Below are 14,629 nucleotides of genomic sequence, written 5' to 3'. Positions count from 1 at the left end.
GGCGTCAACCATCCATGGCCGTGAGCCGGCTTGTGGCCAGCTCACTGGTATTAAGTACTACAGGTAGCTGCTCAGAATGTCGTCGACATAGCCTTCGCTGCGCATCTTGTCCAACTCGGCCTGTAACTTCTGCACAACTTCATCCGGTACTTCTTTGTTAAGTGCCAAGTACAACTCGGCACTGTCAAAACGCAAAATCGTTTTTAGCCCGGAAATGCCCTCCTGCTTAGCCAGGTAGCGGCCGGCAGGGTCACCAGTGGCCCACAGATCAATCTGACCAGCCATCAGCTTCTTGGCGTTTTCCGTGTCACGCAGAGCGGTAAGCGGCTCCAGGCCTTTTTCCGTCAGGTGCTCAGCAATCGCATCGCCTTTGTAGGCACCAACCTTGTACTGCTTAGCATCATCCAGGCTATTGAGGGTGATGCGGCTATCCGGCTTACCGAGCATGACCCAATCATCAGGGCCAATCGGCCCGACCCACTTGAACAGCGCTTCGCGCTCTGGCAGGTGCGCAGTGACGAAGACACCATAACCGGGCTTCTCCAGCGCCAGCTTATAAATACGATCCCATGGAAAGCGCAGGGTCATGCTGTAGTGAATACCGGCGCGCTTGAACATCTCACGAATGATGTCCACAGCAATGCCGTCGATGTTGTCCTCTTGCGCGAAATTCTTGCCGTTGATTGCCATGTTGTACGGCGGGAAATTCTCCGTCAGCAGCACCACGCGGTAATTCGGGTCAACTTCGGCCCGGGCACTGCCCGCGAGCACCATAACGGTGCCAACAATGACGACTAGCAGTTGTTTGAACATGACCCCTCACATCAGAAATAAGACTCAGCCTACAAGCATACCCAGCACTGCAAACTTAGCCCAGCATAGCCTTGCCTCCAGATGCGACCGGTCCACGCTTACAAATAGCCATCTCTGATAGCGCCCAACGCATCCTCTACAAGTATATCGTCTAGGGCTTTTTGCAACTTTTGCACCAGTTCGACAGGCGTGTCCTTGTTTAGCGCCAGATACAGATCAGCGTTATTGAACCGGTGCACCACCTTTAGCGCACCGAGGGGCGACTGCTTGGCCATATAGCGCCCGACGACTTCATCTGTGGCCCAGAGGTCGATCACGTCCTTCTCTAGCTTGCCGAGGTTCTCCCAGTCCTGCAGGCTGCTTTGTACCGTGAGACCACGCTCGGTAAGAAACTGTGCAATTGCATCATTGCGATAGCCACCAATACGATACGCACCGGCCTGCTGCAGATTGTCGACGGTGATCGCGCTGTCGGTCTTGGCTAACAGCACCCAGTTACTGGTCGCGATCGGCCCGACCCATTTGAACAATGCCTCACGCTCCGGCGTGCGCGTGGTGGAAAACAGCCCGTAGCCCTGATTGTCGAGCGCTTGCTTATACAACCGATCCCAGGGAAAACGCAGAATCAACTGGCACTCAATCTGCGCTTTATTGCACAGCGCACGCACCGTATCGCTACTGATCCCTTGAACATCTGCATCCTTGGCGAAGTTGCCGCCATTGGCCGCCATACTCAACGGAGGAAGGTTTTCAGTAAGCAGCACCAACGGTTCCGCCCGCAGCCCACTGGCGACCGAGAGTAGCCATAGCGCAATGATTAGCCGAGTAGCAAACATGAGTGCTCCGTATATGGACAGGCCATAAAAAGGAAATAGGGCGGCCAAGAGCAATCGATGCATCAGCCCCAGACACCAACAGACTGATTTTAGTGGGCGAATCGGCGTTTTGCTGTCGACTTGGCCGCAGCAGTGCCCGGCAAGGCTGCCGGCCAGCAAGGAGAAGCCCTGAGTGGGCCTGACGAGCGAGTAAGGACAGGAGCGATACAACAGAAAGGCGCCGTACTAAGAGGACCTGCACCCTAGCCAGCAAGTCGCGCGGACGCGCCATTGCGGCGCGCCCAGCAGGCCTACGTTAGCGGACGACGATACCGCGACTGGCCATATACGCCTTGGCTTCCGGCACGGTGTATTCACCGAAGTGAAAGATGCTCGCCGCCAGCACTGCAGCGGCTTTACCTTCAATAATGCCGTCGGCCAGATGCTGCAGGTTGCCGACGCCACCGGAGGCGATCACCGGGATACCGACCATCTCGCTAATGGCGCGGGTTACGCCAAGGTCGTAGCCGCTCTTTACGCCGTCCTGATCCATGCTGGTCAGGAGAATTTCGCCAGCTCCGAGGTCTTCCATTTTCTTCGCCCAGAGCACGGCATCCAGGCCGGTTGGCTTACGTCCGCCGTGGGTGAATATTTCCCAGCGCGGGGTTTCGCCCGGCTTGGAGACTCGCTTGGCATCGATAGCGACGACGATACACTGCGAGCCAAAGCGCGAGGCGGCTTCGCCAACAAACTCAGGGGTAAACACCGCTGCCGTGTTGATTGAGACTTTGTCCGCACCGGCATTGAGCAGGTTGCGAATGTCCATCACGGTGCGCACGCCACCACCGACAGTCAGCGGGATAAACACCTGGCTGGCCATGCGCTCAACGGTGTGCAAAGTGGTGTCGCGGCCGTCGACGCTGGCAGTGATGTCGAGGAAGGTAATTTCATCGGCACCCTGCTCGTCATAGCGCCGAGCGATTTCCACCGGGTCACCGGCATCGCGAATGTTCTCGAACTGCACGCCTTTGACCACGCGGCCGTTATCAACGTCGAGGCAGGGGATGATGCGTTTAGCCAGTGCCATAACAATGCTCTCGTTGGATGGGGCGGGCGGCGTTCCGCTGAGCGCAGCGATACCCATCGATCTGGTGGTAAGTGATGGGTTACGCCGCTACGCGGCTAACCCATCCTACGGCTTAGCCCTTGAAGGCGTCGCAGAAAGCCTGCGCCTCAGCCACATCCAAAGTGCCTTCGTAAATCGCCCGGCCAGTGATTGCGCCGACGATGCCAGGCGAACGCGCCAGCAGCAGCTTCTCGATATCACTCAGGTTATGGATGCCGCCCGAGGCGATCACCGGAATGCGGCTAGCCGCAGCCAGAGCCGCAGTGGCTTCGACGTTGCAGCCCTGCATCATGCCGTCTTTGGCGATGTCGGTATAAACGATGGCGCTGACGCCGTCGGCCTCAAAACGCTTGGCCAAATCAGTGGCCTGCACGGTGGACACTTCGGCCCAGCCGTCGGTGGCGACAAAGCCGTCTTTGGCATCCAGGCCAACAATCACCTTGCCTGGAAAGGCTTTGCAGGCGTCGGTGACGAACTGCGGATCTTTTACCGCTTTGGTGCCGATGATCACGTAGCTAACGCCGGCTTTGACGTAATGCTCGATGGTTTCCAGCGAGCGGATACCGCCGCCAATCTGGATCGGCAAATGCGGGTAGCGCTTGGCGATAGCCGTCACCACTTCGCCATTGACCGGCTGACCTTCGAAGGCACCATTGAGGTCAACCAGGTGCAGACGACGGCAGCCGCCCTCAACCCACTTGGCGGCCATGCTCACCGGGTCATCGGAAAACACCGTGGAATCTTCCATGCGGCCCTGGCGTAGACGCACGCAAGCGCCGTCCTTCAGATCGATAGCGGGGATAATCAGCATCGGTTGAACCTGCTCAAGTCTTGTAAATTCGGTAGGTCAGCTCTTTTCGAGCGCCCAAAGGTCGCTTTCGATGCTCTCGAACCGTTCTTTCAGGTGAGTCTGCACATCAAAAACCGCCCGGTTGTAATAGTGCGGTGCAACTTCACGGGCAAACAGTTCAAGCACCTCGGCGGCCTCGAAACTGCCCAACTCCAGCTCGAAGCGATCAGCCATAAAGCGCTTGATCGCCAAACAGGCTTCACGCTCCTGCTCGGCGTTCAAGGTCATGATCGGCGGCTTAGTCTTGGCCCTGGCCATTTACCAGCGTCCATCCCAAGCAGCGAAGTTTTGCAGTAGCTGCAAGCCGTGGGTGTGGCTCTTCTCTGGGTGAAACTGCACGGCAAAGCGCGAGCCGTCGGCCAGGGCTGCCGCGAAATCCTTGCCGTAATGGCCGCGACCCACCACCTGCTTGGGGTTGCCGGCCTCGACGTAATAGCTGTGCACGAAGTAAAAACGCGCAAGGTCAGGGATGTTGTGCCACAGCGGGTGTTTGACCGCCTGCGCCACTTCATTCCAGCCCATGTGCGGCACCTTCAGCGGCTCGCCGTCTTCGACCATGCCCTTGCCGAAGAAGCGTACTTGACCGGGAAACAGACCGATGCAATCAACACCATCGTTCTCTTCACTGCGTTCCAGCAAGGCCTGCATGCCCACACAAATGCCGAGAAACGGCCGATCGGCGCTGACTTCACGCACCAGCTCATCAAAGCCCAGGCGCTTGATCTCAGCCATGCAATCGCGGATCGCTCCCACACCGGGGAACACCACGCGGTCGGCTTCGCGAATCACCTGAGCATCACTGGTCACCAGCACCTTGCCGGCACCGACGTGCTCAAGCGCCTTGGCCACCGAGTGCAGGTTGCCCATGCCGTAGTCGATGACGGCTACCGTTTGCATCAGAGCACGCCTTTGGTCGACGGCATTTGCCCGGCCATGCGCGGGTCCAATTCAACCGCCATGCGCAGGGCACGACCGAAGGCTTTGAATACCGTCTCGATCTGGTGGTGAGTGTTGGTGCCACGCAGGTTATCGATGTGCAGACTAACCAGCGCGTGGTTAACGAAGCCCTGGAAAAACTCCTGGAACAAGTCCACGTCGAAGCCACCGACCACGGCGCGGGTGAACGGCACATGCATCTGCAGGCCAGGACGCCCGGAGAAGTCGATCACCACACGCGACAACGCTTCATCCAGCGGCACGTAGGAATGGCCGTAACGGGTCATGCCTTTTTTGTCGCCGATGGCCTTGGTGAAGGCCTGGCCGAGGGTGATGCCGACGTCTTCCACGGTGTGGTGGTCGTCGATATGCAGGTCGCCCTTGCACTGGATATCCAGGTCGATCAGGCCGTGACGGGCAATCTGATCGAGCATGTGCTCAAGGAACGGCACACCAATATCGAACTTGGCCTTGCCAGTCCCATCCAGGTTGATCGAGACCTTGATCTGCGTCTCCAGGGTATTGCGCTCGACGGATGCCGTACGTTCGGCCATCACCAGCTCCAGAAAATCGTTGGGCGAAAGGGCCGACATTATAGGCCGATAAGCCGCCAACACTGAAGTCAGGACAGCAGAGACAAAAAATCCCGCCGGCGCACGGGGCGCGGGCGGGATTTTCAGGGTAACGGCGGCTTACTGGAACAGCACAACCGTCTTCTGCAGCGTGATCCACACACCCCACGCCAGCGGAATACCGACCGCCAGCCAAGCAGCGATAACCATTGGCTTGCTCGCAGGGTTTGCCGACCACTCCAGCTCGCCCGCAGCTGGCGCAGCTTTCTCGCCGTGCGCACGCTCAGCGGCCAGCTCGGCATCGGTCATAAAGTGCTTGTCTGCCACCGGACGCACCATGGCGTTGCAGATGAAGCCCAGCACCAGCAGGCCAGCCAGGATATACAGGGTGATGTCATAGGCTGCCGCCTTCTCCACACCGATGCTCAGCTGGTATTCGCGCAGGTAGTTAACCAACACTGGACCCAGCACACCTGCCGCCGCCCAAGCAGTCAGCAGACGACCATGGATTGCACCAACCATCTGCGTACCGAACAGGTCCGCCAGGTAGGCCGGCACGGTGGCAAAACCGCCGCCGTACATCGACAGGATCAAGCAGAAGCTGAACACGAAGAAGGCAACGCTGCCCAGGTGACCGGTCCATGGCACCAGCGCATAGAGCACGAAGCCCAGCGCGAAGAACACAAAGTAGGTCGCCTTGCGGCCGATCAAATCGGAGAACGACGCCCAGAAGAAGCGGCCACCGATGTTGAACAGGCTCAGCAAACCGGTAAACCCAGCGGCAATCGCGGCGATCTGCGCCAGTTGCCCAGCATCCAGCTGGTTAAACGACAAGTTATTACCGATCAGCTTGCCGGCAAACACTTCCTGCAACAGTGGCGAAGCCATACCAATGATGCCGATACCGGCCGAAACGTTCAGGCACAGCACGGCCCAAACCAGCCAAAACTGCGGAGTTTTCGATGCAGTATTAACGTGCACATGACCCTTGGTGATCATCGCATTGTTAGCTTTGGCCACCGGAGCGACCCAACCTGCTGGCTTCCAGCCGGTTGGTGGTACGCGATACGACAGCGCCCCACCGATCATGAAGACAAAGTAGATAACCGCCATCACCACGAAGGTCTGCCACACACCCACACCGGTGTCGCTAGCGAAATGGTTCATCAGCAGCGCCGCCAGGGGTGCACCAACCATCGCACCACCACCGAAGCCCATGATCGCCATACCCGTGGCCATGCCGCGCTTATCCGGGAACCACTTGATCAGGGTCGAAACCGGGGAGATGTAGCCCAACCCCAGGCCGATACCGCCAATGACCCCCGACCCCAGCCACAACAGCCAGATCTGGTGGGTATAGATACCCAATGCGGAAATCAGCAGGCCACCGCACCAGCACAATGCGGAAACCACACCCGCCTTGCGCGGGCCAGCATGTTCAAGCCAGCCACCCCAGATGGCAGCCGAACAACCGAGGAAAACGAAGAACAGGGTGTAAATCCAGCCAAGCATGGAGATCTGCCAGTCGCAGTTGCTGGCAAAAATCTGCTCGAAAAACCCAACATCCGCGCCACAAACCATCGGGGCAGTGATACCAATTGCCTTGGACAACGGCAGCCAGAACACAGAAAAGCCATACGCCATGCCAATGCACAGGTGAATGGCCAGGGCGGCTGGCGGAACCAACCAACGATTGAAACCGGGCTTGGCGATAATGCGCGCCTTGGATAGAAATCCAGGCGTCGCTGAAGCGCCGTCAGATACGGGAGCGTCAGTCATTAAATTATTCTCTAGTTATGTTGGCACGAAGGCATTGGGCTCACAGCCTGCTGGATACAGCCAGCCTGCAAAACCAACCGGCGCGGAGCGTAGCACCGCTCCAGAGCACCTGCCAGCATCAAGCACAGCGCCTGCCAACCTGCGCAACAAACAGGGAACCGGCTGCCAACTTACCGATCAAAACGCGCACATCTAACTACTCGCTAGCGAGCCAACCAACGCCCGCCGCGCCCAGACCGGCCGGGCAAACAGTAAAAGCCGCTTGCAAAATCGCCGTACAAACGGCGACTTTCATCGGCTCAGGACAAAACCTCGGCGTTATACTCGCGGGTCAATACGGCTGCTCTTCACCCTCTCGCTTCGAAACAAGGATTCGCACATGAAAGCGCTCGGCAAAATCCTCGGCCTGTTTTTTCTCGGCCTCTTGCTGATCATCGTGGCACTGGGCTTTGCCCTCACCCACCTGTTCGATCCCAACGACTACAAAGACGAAATCCGCCAGCTTGCCCGCGAAAAGGCCAATCTAGAACTGACCCTCAATGGCGATATCGGCTGGAGCCTATTCCCCTGGCTGGGCCTCGAGCTGACTGACGCCACCCTGGCCAGCACCAGCACCCCGGACAAACCCTTTGCCGACCTGCGTCTGCTTGGCCTCTCGGTGCGCGTACTGCCGCTGCTGCGCAAAGAAGTGCAGATGAGCGACATCCGCATTGATGGCCTCAACCTCAACCTGCAAATCGACGAAAAAGGCCACAGCAACTGGGAAGATGTCGGCAAGCCAGCCAACGCCGCGACTACAGCGGCCAACGCAGCGAGCACCAACGGCAACAACGCACCAACTGAAAGCCCCCCAGCCGAACCAGAAAGCAGCAGCCAGCCGCTGAAACTGGATATCGACAGCCTGATCGTCAACAGCGCACGCATCGACTACCACAACGTGCAAAAGGGCCAGCAATACAGCGCTGAGAGCATCCAACTGACCACCGGCGCAATCCGCGAAGGCGCGAGCGTGCCGATCAAACTCAGCGCCTTTTTCGGTCTCAACAAGCCGGTATTGCGTGCCCGCAGCGAGCTACAGGGAGAGCTGCGCTTTGACCGCGCCCTCAAACGCTACCAACTGGAAGACGCCAAGCTCTCTGGCGAAGTCTCCGGCGAACCCCTTGATGGCCAAACCCTGACCTACTCCGCCCAAGGCCAACTGCTGGTTGACCTAGCCGCCAATATTGCCGAATGGAACGGTTTGAAGTTCTCCGGCAACCAGCTGCGCGCCCTTGGCGAACTGAAAGTACGCGACCTCACCACACAACCAAAGCTCAGCGGCGGCCTGTCCATCGCCCCGCTTAACCTGCGCGAATTCCTCGCCACCATCGGCCAGAAACTACCGCCGATGGCCGATGAAAAAACCCTCAAGGAATTCGAGCTGGTCACCCGCCTCAGCGGCACCGACAACAGCCTGACCCTCGAAGACCTCAAGCTGAAACTCGACGACAGCAGCTTCAACGGCCAACTGGCGATTGCCGACTTCGCCAAACAGGCCCTGCGCGTGCAGCTCAAAGGCGACCAACTGAACCTTGATCGCTACCTGCCCGCCCCCTCCAAAGAGGCCCAAGATGCTAGCGCCGCACGCCAGGCCGAGGTCAAAGCCAGCGTCGCCAGCGCCGGGGAAAGCGGCAGCACGCCGCTGCCTGACGCACCGACCCAACAAGCCTGGAGCAGCGCAGAAGTGCTGCCGATTGCCGCCCTGCGCAAGCTGGACGCACAACTCAACCTCAGCCTTGACCAGCTCACCGTTGACCAGCAAGCCATCGACGGCTTCAGCATCAAAGCGCAGAGCAAAGACGGCCTGCTGACCCTGCAAGACGCCCGCGGCAAGATCGGCACCGGCAGCTTTGATGCCCAAGCCAGCATCGACGTACGCCCCGCCGTACCACTGCTCAGCGTGCAGAAAAACCTGCGCGGCATTCAGATCGAACCCTTCCTGAAAAAGCCTGACCAGCCCTCACCGATCAAAGGCCTGCTCGACCTCAAAGCCAACCTGAAAACCAGCGGCAACAGCCAGCGCGCCTGGGTCGAAGGCCTCAATGGCGACGCCAGCTTTGTGCTCAATGACGGCGTACTGATCGACGCCAACCTTGAACAGCAGTTGTGCCGTGGCATTGCCACCCTCAACCGCAAAGCCCTGAGCAGCGACCCACGCGGTAAAAACACCCCGTTCGAGGCCCTGCAAGGCAGCCTGACCATCCGCAATGGCGTCGCCCACAACCCAGACCTTAACGCGCGCATTCCAGGCCTGGCGGTAAGCGGCAATGGTGACGTCGACCTGCGCATCCTTGGCCTCGATTACCGCGTCGGCATCACCGTCATCGGCGACCAACGCGAGATGCCCGACCCGGCCTGCCAGGTCAACGAGCGCTATGTCGGCATCGAATGGCCAGTGCGCTGCCGTGGCCCGCTGGAAATGGGCGGCAAAGCCTGCCGCCTGGATCAAGACGGCCTGGGCAAAGTTGCCGCGAAACTGGCCGGCGACAAAATCAGCGAGAAGCTTGAAGAGAAGCTCGGCGACAAAGTCAGCCCCGAGCTGAAAGACGCACTCAAGGGCCTGTTCAAGCGATGAGCCCCGAGCAATTCTCCAGCGCCGTACTCGACTGGTATGACCGCCACGGCCGCAAAGACCTGCCCTGGCAACAGGGCATCACACCTTACCGCGTGTGGGTTTCGGAAATCATGCTGCAGCAAACCCAGGTCAGCACCGTGCTCGGCTACTTCGACCGCTTTATGGCCGCCTTACCCACGGTAAACGACCTGGCCAGCGCGCCGGAAGACGAAGTGCTGCACCTGTGGACCGGCCTCGGCTACTACACCCGCGCACGCAACCTGCAGAAAACCGCGCAAATCGTCATGCGCGAACATGCCGGCGAATTCCCGCGTGATACCGACCAGCTCACCGAACTTCCCGGCATCGGCCGCTCCACCGCCGGCGCCATTGCCAGCCTCAGCATGGGCCTGCGCGCGCCGATCCTCGACGGCAACGTCAAGCGCGTACTGGCCCGCTACGTCGCCCAAGAAGGCTACCCAGGCGAGCCGAAAGTCGCCAAGCAGCTATGGGACGTAGCCGAGCGCTTTACCCCGCATGAGCGCGTGAATAACTACACCCAAGCGATGATGGACCTCGGTGCCACCCTCTGCACCCGCAGCAAACCCAGCTGCCTGCTTTGCCCACTACAAAGCGGCTGCCAAGCGCACCTGCTCGGTTTGGAGATCCGCTACCCCATCGCCAAGCCACGCAAGGCACTGCCGCAGAAGCGCACACTGATGCCGATATTCGCCAATCGCCACGGCGAAGTGCTGCTCTATCGCCGCCCGTCCAGCGGCCTCTGGGGCGGCCTCTGGAGCCTGCCGGAACTCGACAACCTGCAAGGCCTCGACGACCTGGCCAGCCGCCATGATCTGCGCTTAGGCACGCGCCTGGCGCAAGCCGAACTGACCCACACCTTTAGCCACTTTCAACTGGCCATCGAACCCTGGCTGATCCAGGTCGACGCCGCCCCAGCCGCCGTGGCCGAGGCCGACTGGCTCTGGTATAACCTCGCCACCCCGCCGCGCCTGGGCCTTGCTGCCCCGGTGAAAAAACTGCTGAAGCGCGCGGCCGACGCTCTCACAGGCCATTGAGAAATGTTGCCGTAGATAATTTCTCAACGGCCAGCCAGCACCACCACAGAACACTGGAGAACCACCATGACCCGCACCGTACAGTGCCGCAAACACAAGCAGGAACTCCCCGGCCTGGAGCGCCCACCGTATCCAGGCGCAAAAGGTGAAGACATCTTCAACAACGTCTCCAAGCAAGCCTGGGACGAATGGCAGAAGCACCAAACCCTGCTGATCAACGAACGCCGCCTGAACATGATGAACGCCGAAGACCGCAAATTCCTCCAGGCCGAGATGGACAAATTCCTCTCCGGCGAGGAATACGCCAAAGCCGACGGCTACGTACCACCGAGCGAATAACCTGCCACACAGTGGGAGGCGCTGGGCGGCATTGCGCTTTAGCGGCGACGTCGACCGACCCCATCGCGGCTAAAGCCCCTCCCACAATGCCGAACCTGCTCCGCCGCTGTAGCCCGGATCAAATCCGGGAAAATCCGCCTCCTGAAAAATCTCCCGGATTGCATCCGGGCTACCCCATGCCAGCCGTCATTTCTCAACACTCGGACCTAACCGCCCGTATTAATTAAATATTTTTCAAACTCACGCTTGACACCCCCCCTCTAAATCCGTCTAATAGCGCCCCGTTAGCCCGGGTAGCTCAGTCGGTAGAGCAGGGGATTGAAAATCCCCGTGTCGGCGGTTCGATTCCGTCCCCGGGCACCAAATACAGAAAAAGGCTCACAGCGATGTGGGCCTTTTTTCTATCTGCAGGAAAAGCTGGCGACCTCGCTCACCCTGCGCCATGTTCAGCACCGTCAAAAGCGCACGCTGACATACATGCGCTGACTGCCTATAACACCGAAGCCCCAAGATCACGATGCGACTGCACGCCAGGACGAATGCGGCGAACTGTATTTGAACCGCATGCGCCAAGTGATTTTTTGTATCTGCGCGACAGCCAACTGCAACTAAGCGACAGCATGACCAACCAAGGGCTGCGAGGCCGGTAAACGGCTTGGCGGTCAGGGAATCGCTATGCTAGCTTGACGCCTCGCCAGGGAGGCCCGTATTGCCTGAGCGCCCCCGAATATAGAAGAGGACCCCCCATGGCCGAGGCCACGCCTGCGCTGGAAATTCGCGATTTGCACAAACGCTACGGCGACCTTGAGGTGCTCAAGGGCATCTCCCTCACCGCTCGCGATGGCGATGTGATTTCCATCCTCGGCTCTTCTGGCTCTGGCAAGTCGACCTTTCTGCGTTGCATCAACCTGCTGGAAAACCCGCACAAAGGGCAGATTATCCTCGCCGGCGAAGAGCTCAAGCTCAAGGCAGCAAAGAATGGCGACTTGGTAGCCGCCGACAGCAAGCAGATCAATCGCCTGCGTAGCGAGATCGGCTTTGTCTTCCAGAATTTCAATCTGTGGCCACACATGAGCGTGCTCGACAACATCATCGAGGCACCGCGCCGTGTATTGGGGCAGAGCAAGGCTGAAGCCATCGAGGTGGCCGAGGCGCTACTGGCCAAGGTCGGCATCGCCGACAAGCGCCACGTTTATCCGAATCAACTTTCTGGCGGCCAGCAACAGCGCGCGGCGATTGCCCGCACCCTGGCCATGCAGCCGAAAGTCATCCTGTTCGATGAGCCCACCTCGGCCCTCGACCCGGAGATGGTACAAGAAGTGCTTAATGTGATCCGCGCTCTCGCCGAGGAAGGCCGCACTATGCTGCTGGTGACACATGAAATGGGCTTTGCCCGTCAGGTGTCCAGTGAGGTGGTGTTTTTGCATCAAGGCCTGGTTGAAGAACAAGGCTCCCCGGAGCAAGTGTTCGACAACCCGAACTCGGCGCGCTGCAAACAATTCATGTCCAGCAATCACTAAAAACACGGAGCAACTACGCATGCATAGCTATAAAAAGATCCTGCTGGCCGCGGCCGCTACTCTGGCATTCGGCACCAGCGCTGTCGCTGCTGACAAATTGAAACTGGGCACCGAAGGCGCTTACCCACCGTTCAACCTGATCGACGCCAGCGGCAAAGTCGGCGGCTTTGACGTGGAAATCGGCCAGGCGCTGTGCGCCAAGATGAAAACCGAGTGCGAAGTAGTCACCTCCGACTGGGACGGCATCATCCCAGCCCTAAACGCGAAGAAGTTCGACTTCCTGATTGCCTCCATGTCGATCACCGAAGAACGTAAAGCTGCGGTGGACTTCACCAACGCTTACTACACCAACAAACTGCAGTTCATCGCCCCTAAAACCAGCGACTTCAAAACCGACAAAGCCAGCCTGAAAGGCAAAGTGATTGGTGCTCAACGCGCCACCATCGCTGGCACCTGGCTGGAAGACAACCTGGACGGCGTGGTTGATATCAAGCTGTACGACACCCAGGAAAACGCCTACCTCGACTTGTCTTCGGGCCGCGTCGACGGCGTGCTGGCTGATACCTTCGTTAACTGGGAATGGCTGAAGAGCGACGCTGGCAAAAGCTTCGAATTCAAAGGCGACCCAGTATTCGACAACGACAAGATCGGCATTGCAGTGCGTAAGGGCGACGCGCTGCGCGAGAAGCTGAACGCCGCACTGGCCGAGATCGTGGCTGATGGCACCTACAAGCAGATCAACGACAAGTACTTCCCGTTCAGCATTTACTAAGCTGCCGGCACTGCGTCGCCCGCCCGGGCGGCGCAGGCTTCTGAGCCCCTATGAATTTCGACCTACACGGATTCGGCCCGGCCCTGGCTGCTGGCACCCTGATGACCATCCAGCTAGCGCTCAGCGCGCTGTGCTTGGGTCTGGTGCTCGGCTTGCTCGGTGCGCTCGGCAAAACTTCCCCGTACAAGCCGCTGCAATGGCTTGGCGGCAGCTATTCAACCATCGTCCGCGGCGTGCCCGAGCTGCTGTGGGTGATGCTCATCTATTTCAGCACGGTGAACGTGCTACGCGAGCTGGGTGAAGCACTCGGCGTCGGCAGCCTGGAACTGAGCCCGTTCGCCGCCGGGGTAATCGCCCTTGGGCTGTGCTTCGGTGCCTACTCCACTGAAGTATTTCGCGGCGCTCTGCTGGCGATCCCCAAGGGCCATCGCGAAGCGGGCCTGGCTCTTGGCCTCTCCAAGACGCGTATTCTCTGGCGTCTGACCATGCCGCAAATGTGGCGTATCGCCATGCCTGGCCTGGGCAACTTGTTCATGATTCTGATGAAGGATACGGCGCTGGTTTCGGTAATCGGCCTGACTGAGATCATGCGCCAAGCGCAGATAGCCGTTACCTCGACCAAGCAAGCGATGACCTTCTACCTGGTCGCCGCCATTATTTACCTGAGCCTGACCATCATCTCCATGATCGGCCTGCACCTGCTTGAGAAGAGAGCCTCACGCGGCTTCGTAAGGAGCACGCAATGAACTGGGAGCTGATTTTAAAATACCTGCCGAAAATGGCTGAAGGCGCAGTGCTGACCCTCGAACTGCTGGCGGTGGCAGTTATCGCAGGCCTTATCCTTGCTGTGCCCATGGGCATCGCCCGCGCATCGCGCCTGTGGTACATGCGTGCCCTACCCTACGGTTACATCTTCTTCTTCCGTGGCACGCCGATGCTGGTGCAGCTGTTCCTGATCTATTACGGCTTGGCGCAGTTCGAGTCCGTGCGCCAAGGCCCGCTGTGGCCTTACCTGCGCGACCCGTACTGGTGCGCGGTGATTACCATGACCCTGCACACCACTGCTTATATTGCCGAGATTCTGCGCGGCGCCATTCAAACCGTGCCGCCAGGCGAGGTCGAAGCGGCCCGCGCTTTGGGCATGTCGCGAACCAAGACCATGCTCTATATCGTGCTGCCGCGTGCGGCGCGTATCGGTCTACCGGCCTACAGCAACGAAGTGATCCTGATGCTCAAAGCCAGCGCCCTGGCCAGCACCGTCACCTTGCTAGACCTAACGGGTATGGCGCGCACACTAAACGCCCGCACGTACGTGAACATGGAGTTCTTCTTCACGGCCGCAGTGTTCTATCTCGTCATCACCTTCGTGCTGATCAACGCCTTCAAACTGCTGGAACGCTGGCTGCGCGTCGACGCCTGCCAGGGCCGCTGATTGCCT

Annotated in this window: 15 protein-coding genes and 1 tRNA gene; 8 read left to right on the top strand and 8 right to left on the bottom strand. The window is 59.2% G+C overall.

All coding sequences use genetic code 11. From position 1 onward, the window contains the following. Nucleotides 1–57: 57 nt before the first annotated feature. The 8 genes from VCA57_RS17800 to VCA57_RS17765 form a co-directional block, all read right to left on the bottom strand. Nucleotides 58–813 (bottom strand): substrate-binding periplasmic protein, encoded by a 756-nt coding sequence (locus VCA57_RS17800; RefSeq protein WP_411186399.1) that lies wholly within the window; start codon nt 811–813, stop codon nt 58–60. A gap of 98 nt (nt 814–911) precedes the next feature. Continuing rightward, nucleotides 912–1,649, bottom strand: coding sequence for a substrate-binding periplasmic protein (locus tag VCA57_RS17795; RefSeq protein ID WP_411186482.1), 738 nt, complete (start codon nt 1,647–1,649; stop codon nt 912–914). A 295-nt stretch (nt 1,650–1,944) separates the two neighbouring features. After that, on the bottom strand, nt 1,945–2,715 hold the full coding sequence (gene hisF, locus VCA57_RS17790) for an imidazole glycerol phosphate synthase subunit HisF (protein WP_274087639.1): 771 nt from the start codon (nt 2,713–2,715) through the stop codon (nt 1,945–1,947). Between the two features lie 112 nt (nt 2,716–2,827). Beyond that, nucleotides 2,828–3,565, bottom strand: a complete 738-nt coding sequence (hisA, locus tag VCA57_RS17785; protein WP_411186398.1) for a 1-(5-phosphoribosyl)-5-[(5-phosphoribosylamino)methylideneamino]imidazole-4-carboxamide isomerase — start codon at nt 3,563–3,565, stop codon at nt 2,828–2,830. A 36-nt stretch (nt 3,566–3,601) separates the two neighbouring features. Then, on the bottom strand, nt 3,602–3,862 hold the full coding sequence (locus VCA57_RS17780) for a DUF2164 domain-containing protein (RefSeq protein ID WP_411186397.1): 261 nt from the start codon (nt 3,860–3,862) through the stop codon (nt 3,602–3,604). Further along, the gene (gene hisH / locus VCA57_RS17775) at nt 3,863–4,501 is read right to left on the bottom strand and encodes an imidazole glycerol phosphate synthase subunit HisH (protein ID WP_411186396.1); all 639 of its coding nucleotides are present in this window, start codon (nt 4,499–4,501) and stop codon (nt 3,863–3,865) included. It abuts the gene before it with no gap. Beyond that, nucleotides 4,501–5,094, bottom strand: a complete 594-nt coding sequence (gene hisB / locus VCA57_RS17770; protein ID WP_341435723.1) for an imidazoleglycerol-phosphate dehydratase HisB — start codon at nt 5,092–5,094, stop codon at nt 4,501–4,503. Before hisB ends, hisH begins: the two co-directional genes overlap by 1 nt. 138 nt (nt 5,095–5,232) lie before the next feature. Further along, nucleotides 5,233–6,891: an OFA family MFS transporter gene (locus VCA57_RS17765; protein ID WP_411186395.1), complete on the bottom strand. Its 1,659-nt coding sequence runs from the start codon at nt 6,889–6,891 to the stop codon at nt 5,233–5,235. 379 nt (nt 6,892–7,270) lie between these two features. Here VCA57_RS17765 and VCA57_RS17760 point away from each other — a divergent pair, with 379 nt between their 5' ends. The 8 genes from VCA57_RS17760 (at nt 7,271) to VCA57_RS17725 (ending at nt 14,623) form a co-directional block, all read left to right on the top strand. Beyond that, nucleotides 7,271–9,505 carry an AsmA family protein gene (locus VCA57_RS17760; protein WP_411186394.1) on the top strand — a complete coding sequence of 745 codons (2,235 nt, stop codon included), beginning with the start codon at nt 7,271–7,273 and terminating at the stop codon, nt 9,503–9,505. Further along, nucleotides 9,502–10,560 carry an A/G-specific adenine glycosylase gene (mutY, locus tag VCA57_RS17755; protein ID WP_411186393.1) on the top strand — a complete coding sequence of 353 codons (1,059 nt, stop codon included), beginning with the start codon at nt 9,502–9,504 and terminating at the stop codon, nt 10,558–10,560. Before VCA57_RS17760 ends, mutY begins: the two co-directional genes overlap by 4 nt. A 66-nt stretch (nt 10,561–10,626) precedes the next feature. After that, nucleotides 10,627–10,899 (top strand): oxidative damage protection protein, encoded by a 273-nt coding sequence (locus tag VCA57_RS17750; RefSeq protein ID WP_411186392.1) that lies wholly within the window; start codon nt 10,627–10,629, stop codon nt 10,897–10,899. 287 nt (nt 10,900–11,186) lie between these two features. Next, nucleotides 11,187–11,262: transfer RNA gene (locus tag VCA57_RS17745), tRNA-Phe, on the top strand. A gap of 383 nt (nt 11,263–11,645) precedes the next feature. Next, nucleotides 11,646–12,419: an ABC transporter ATP-binding protein gene (locus tag VCA57_RS17740; protein ID WP_411186391.1), complete on the top strand. Its 774-nt coding sequence runs from the start codon at nt 11,646–11,648 to the stop codon at nt 12,417–12,419. Nucleotides 12,420–12,438: 19 nt separating this feature from the next. Further along, entirely contained in the window at nt 12,439–13,191 is a 753-nt protein-coding gene (locus tag VCA57_RS17735; protein WP_411186390.1) for an ABC transporter substrate-binding protein, read from the top strand. 50 nt (nt 13,192–13,241) lie between these two features. Next, nucleotides 13,242–13,937: an ABC transporter permease gene (locus VCA57_RS17730; RefSeq protein ID WP_411186389.1), complete on the top strand. Its 696-nt coding sequence runs from the start codon at nt 13,242–13,244 to the stop codon at nt 13,935–13,937. Beyond that, nucleotides 13,934–14,623, top strand: a complete 690-nt coding sequence (locus tag VCA57_RS17725) for an ABC transporter permease (protein ID WP_411186388.1) — start codon at nt 13,934–13,936, stop codon at nt 14,621–14,623. The genes VCA57_RS17730 and VCA57_RS17725 overlap by 4 nt, the downstream gene beginning before the upstream one ends. Nucleotides 14,624–14,629: the final 6 nt, after the last annotated feature.

Origin of the sequence: Pseudomonas sp. (genome assembly GCF_046581935.1) — a bacterium.
In the GTDB taxonomy this organism is placed as follows: domain Bacteria; phylum Pseudomonadota; class Gammaproteobacteria; order Pseudomonadales; family Pseudomonadaceae; genus Aquipseudomonas.
The sequence above is the reverse complement of the archived record's forward strand: the minus strand, read 5'-3'. Positions and strand labels throughout refer to the sequence as shown.

Excerpts from the sequence above, each read along its gene's own strand:
- hisH (WP_411186396.1), bottom strand. The coding sequence starts at position 4,501 with ATGCAAACGGTAGCCGTCATCGACTACGGCATGGGCAACCTGCACTCG.
- VCA57_RS17725 (WP_411186388.1), top strand. The coding sequence starts at position 13,934 with ATGAACTGGGAGCTGATTTTAAAATACCTGCCGAAAATGGCTGAAGGC.
- VCA57_RS17800 (WP_411186399.1), bottom strand. The coding sequence starts at position 813 with ATGTTCAAACAACTGCTAGTCGTCATTGTTGGCACCGTTATGGTGCTC.
- VCA57_RS17795 (WP_411186482.1), bottom strand. The coding sequence starts at position 1,649 with ATGTTTGCTACTCGGCTAATCATTGCGCTATGGCTACTCTCGGTCGCC.
- hisA (WP_411186398.1), bottom strand. The coding sequence starts at position 3,565 with ATGCTGATTATCCCCGCTATCGATCTGAAGGACGGCGCTTGCGTGCGT.
- VCA57_RS17760 (WP_411186394.1), top strand. The coding sequence starts at position 7,271 with ATGAAAGCGCTCGGCAAAATCCTCGGCCTGTTTTTTCTCGGCCTCTTG.
- VCA57_RS17780 (WP_411186397.1), bottom strand. The coding sequence starts at position 3,862 with ATGGCCAGGGCCAAGACTAAGCCGCCGATCATGACCTTGAACGCCGAG.
- VCA57_RS17765 (WP_411186395.1), bottom strand. The coding sequence starts at position 6,891 with ATGACTGACGCTCCCGTATCTGACGGCGCTTCAGCGACGCCTGGATTT.
- VCA57_RS17750 (WP_411186392.1), top strand. The coding sequence starts at position 10,627 with ATGACCCGCACCGTACAGTGCCGCAAACACAAGCAGGAACTCCCCGGC.
- VCA57_RS17740 (WP_411186391.1), top strand. The coding sequence starts at position 11,646 with ATGGCCGAGGCCACGCCTGCGCTGGAAATTCGCGATTTGCACAAACGC.
- mutY (WP_411186393.1), top strand. The coding sequence starts at position 9,502 with ATGAGCCCCGAGCAATTCTCCAGCGCCGTACTCGACTGGTATGACCGC.
- VCA57_RS17735 (WP_411186390.1), top strand. The coding sequence starts at position 12,439 with ATGCATAGCTATAAAAAGATCCTGCTGGCCGCGGCCGCTACTCTGGCA.
- VCA57_RS17730 (WP_411186389.1), top strand. The coding sequence starts at position 13,242 with ATGAATTTCGACCTACACGGATTCGGCCCGGCCCTGGCTGCTGGCACC.
- hisB (WP_341435723.1), bottom strand. The coding sequence starts at position 5,094 with ATGGCCGAACGTACGGCATCCGTCGAGCGCAATACCCTGGAGACGCAG.
- hisF (WP_274087639.1), bottom strand. The coding sequence starts at position 2,715 with ATGGCACTGGCTAAACGCATCATCCCCTGCCTCGACGTTGATAACGGC.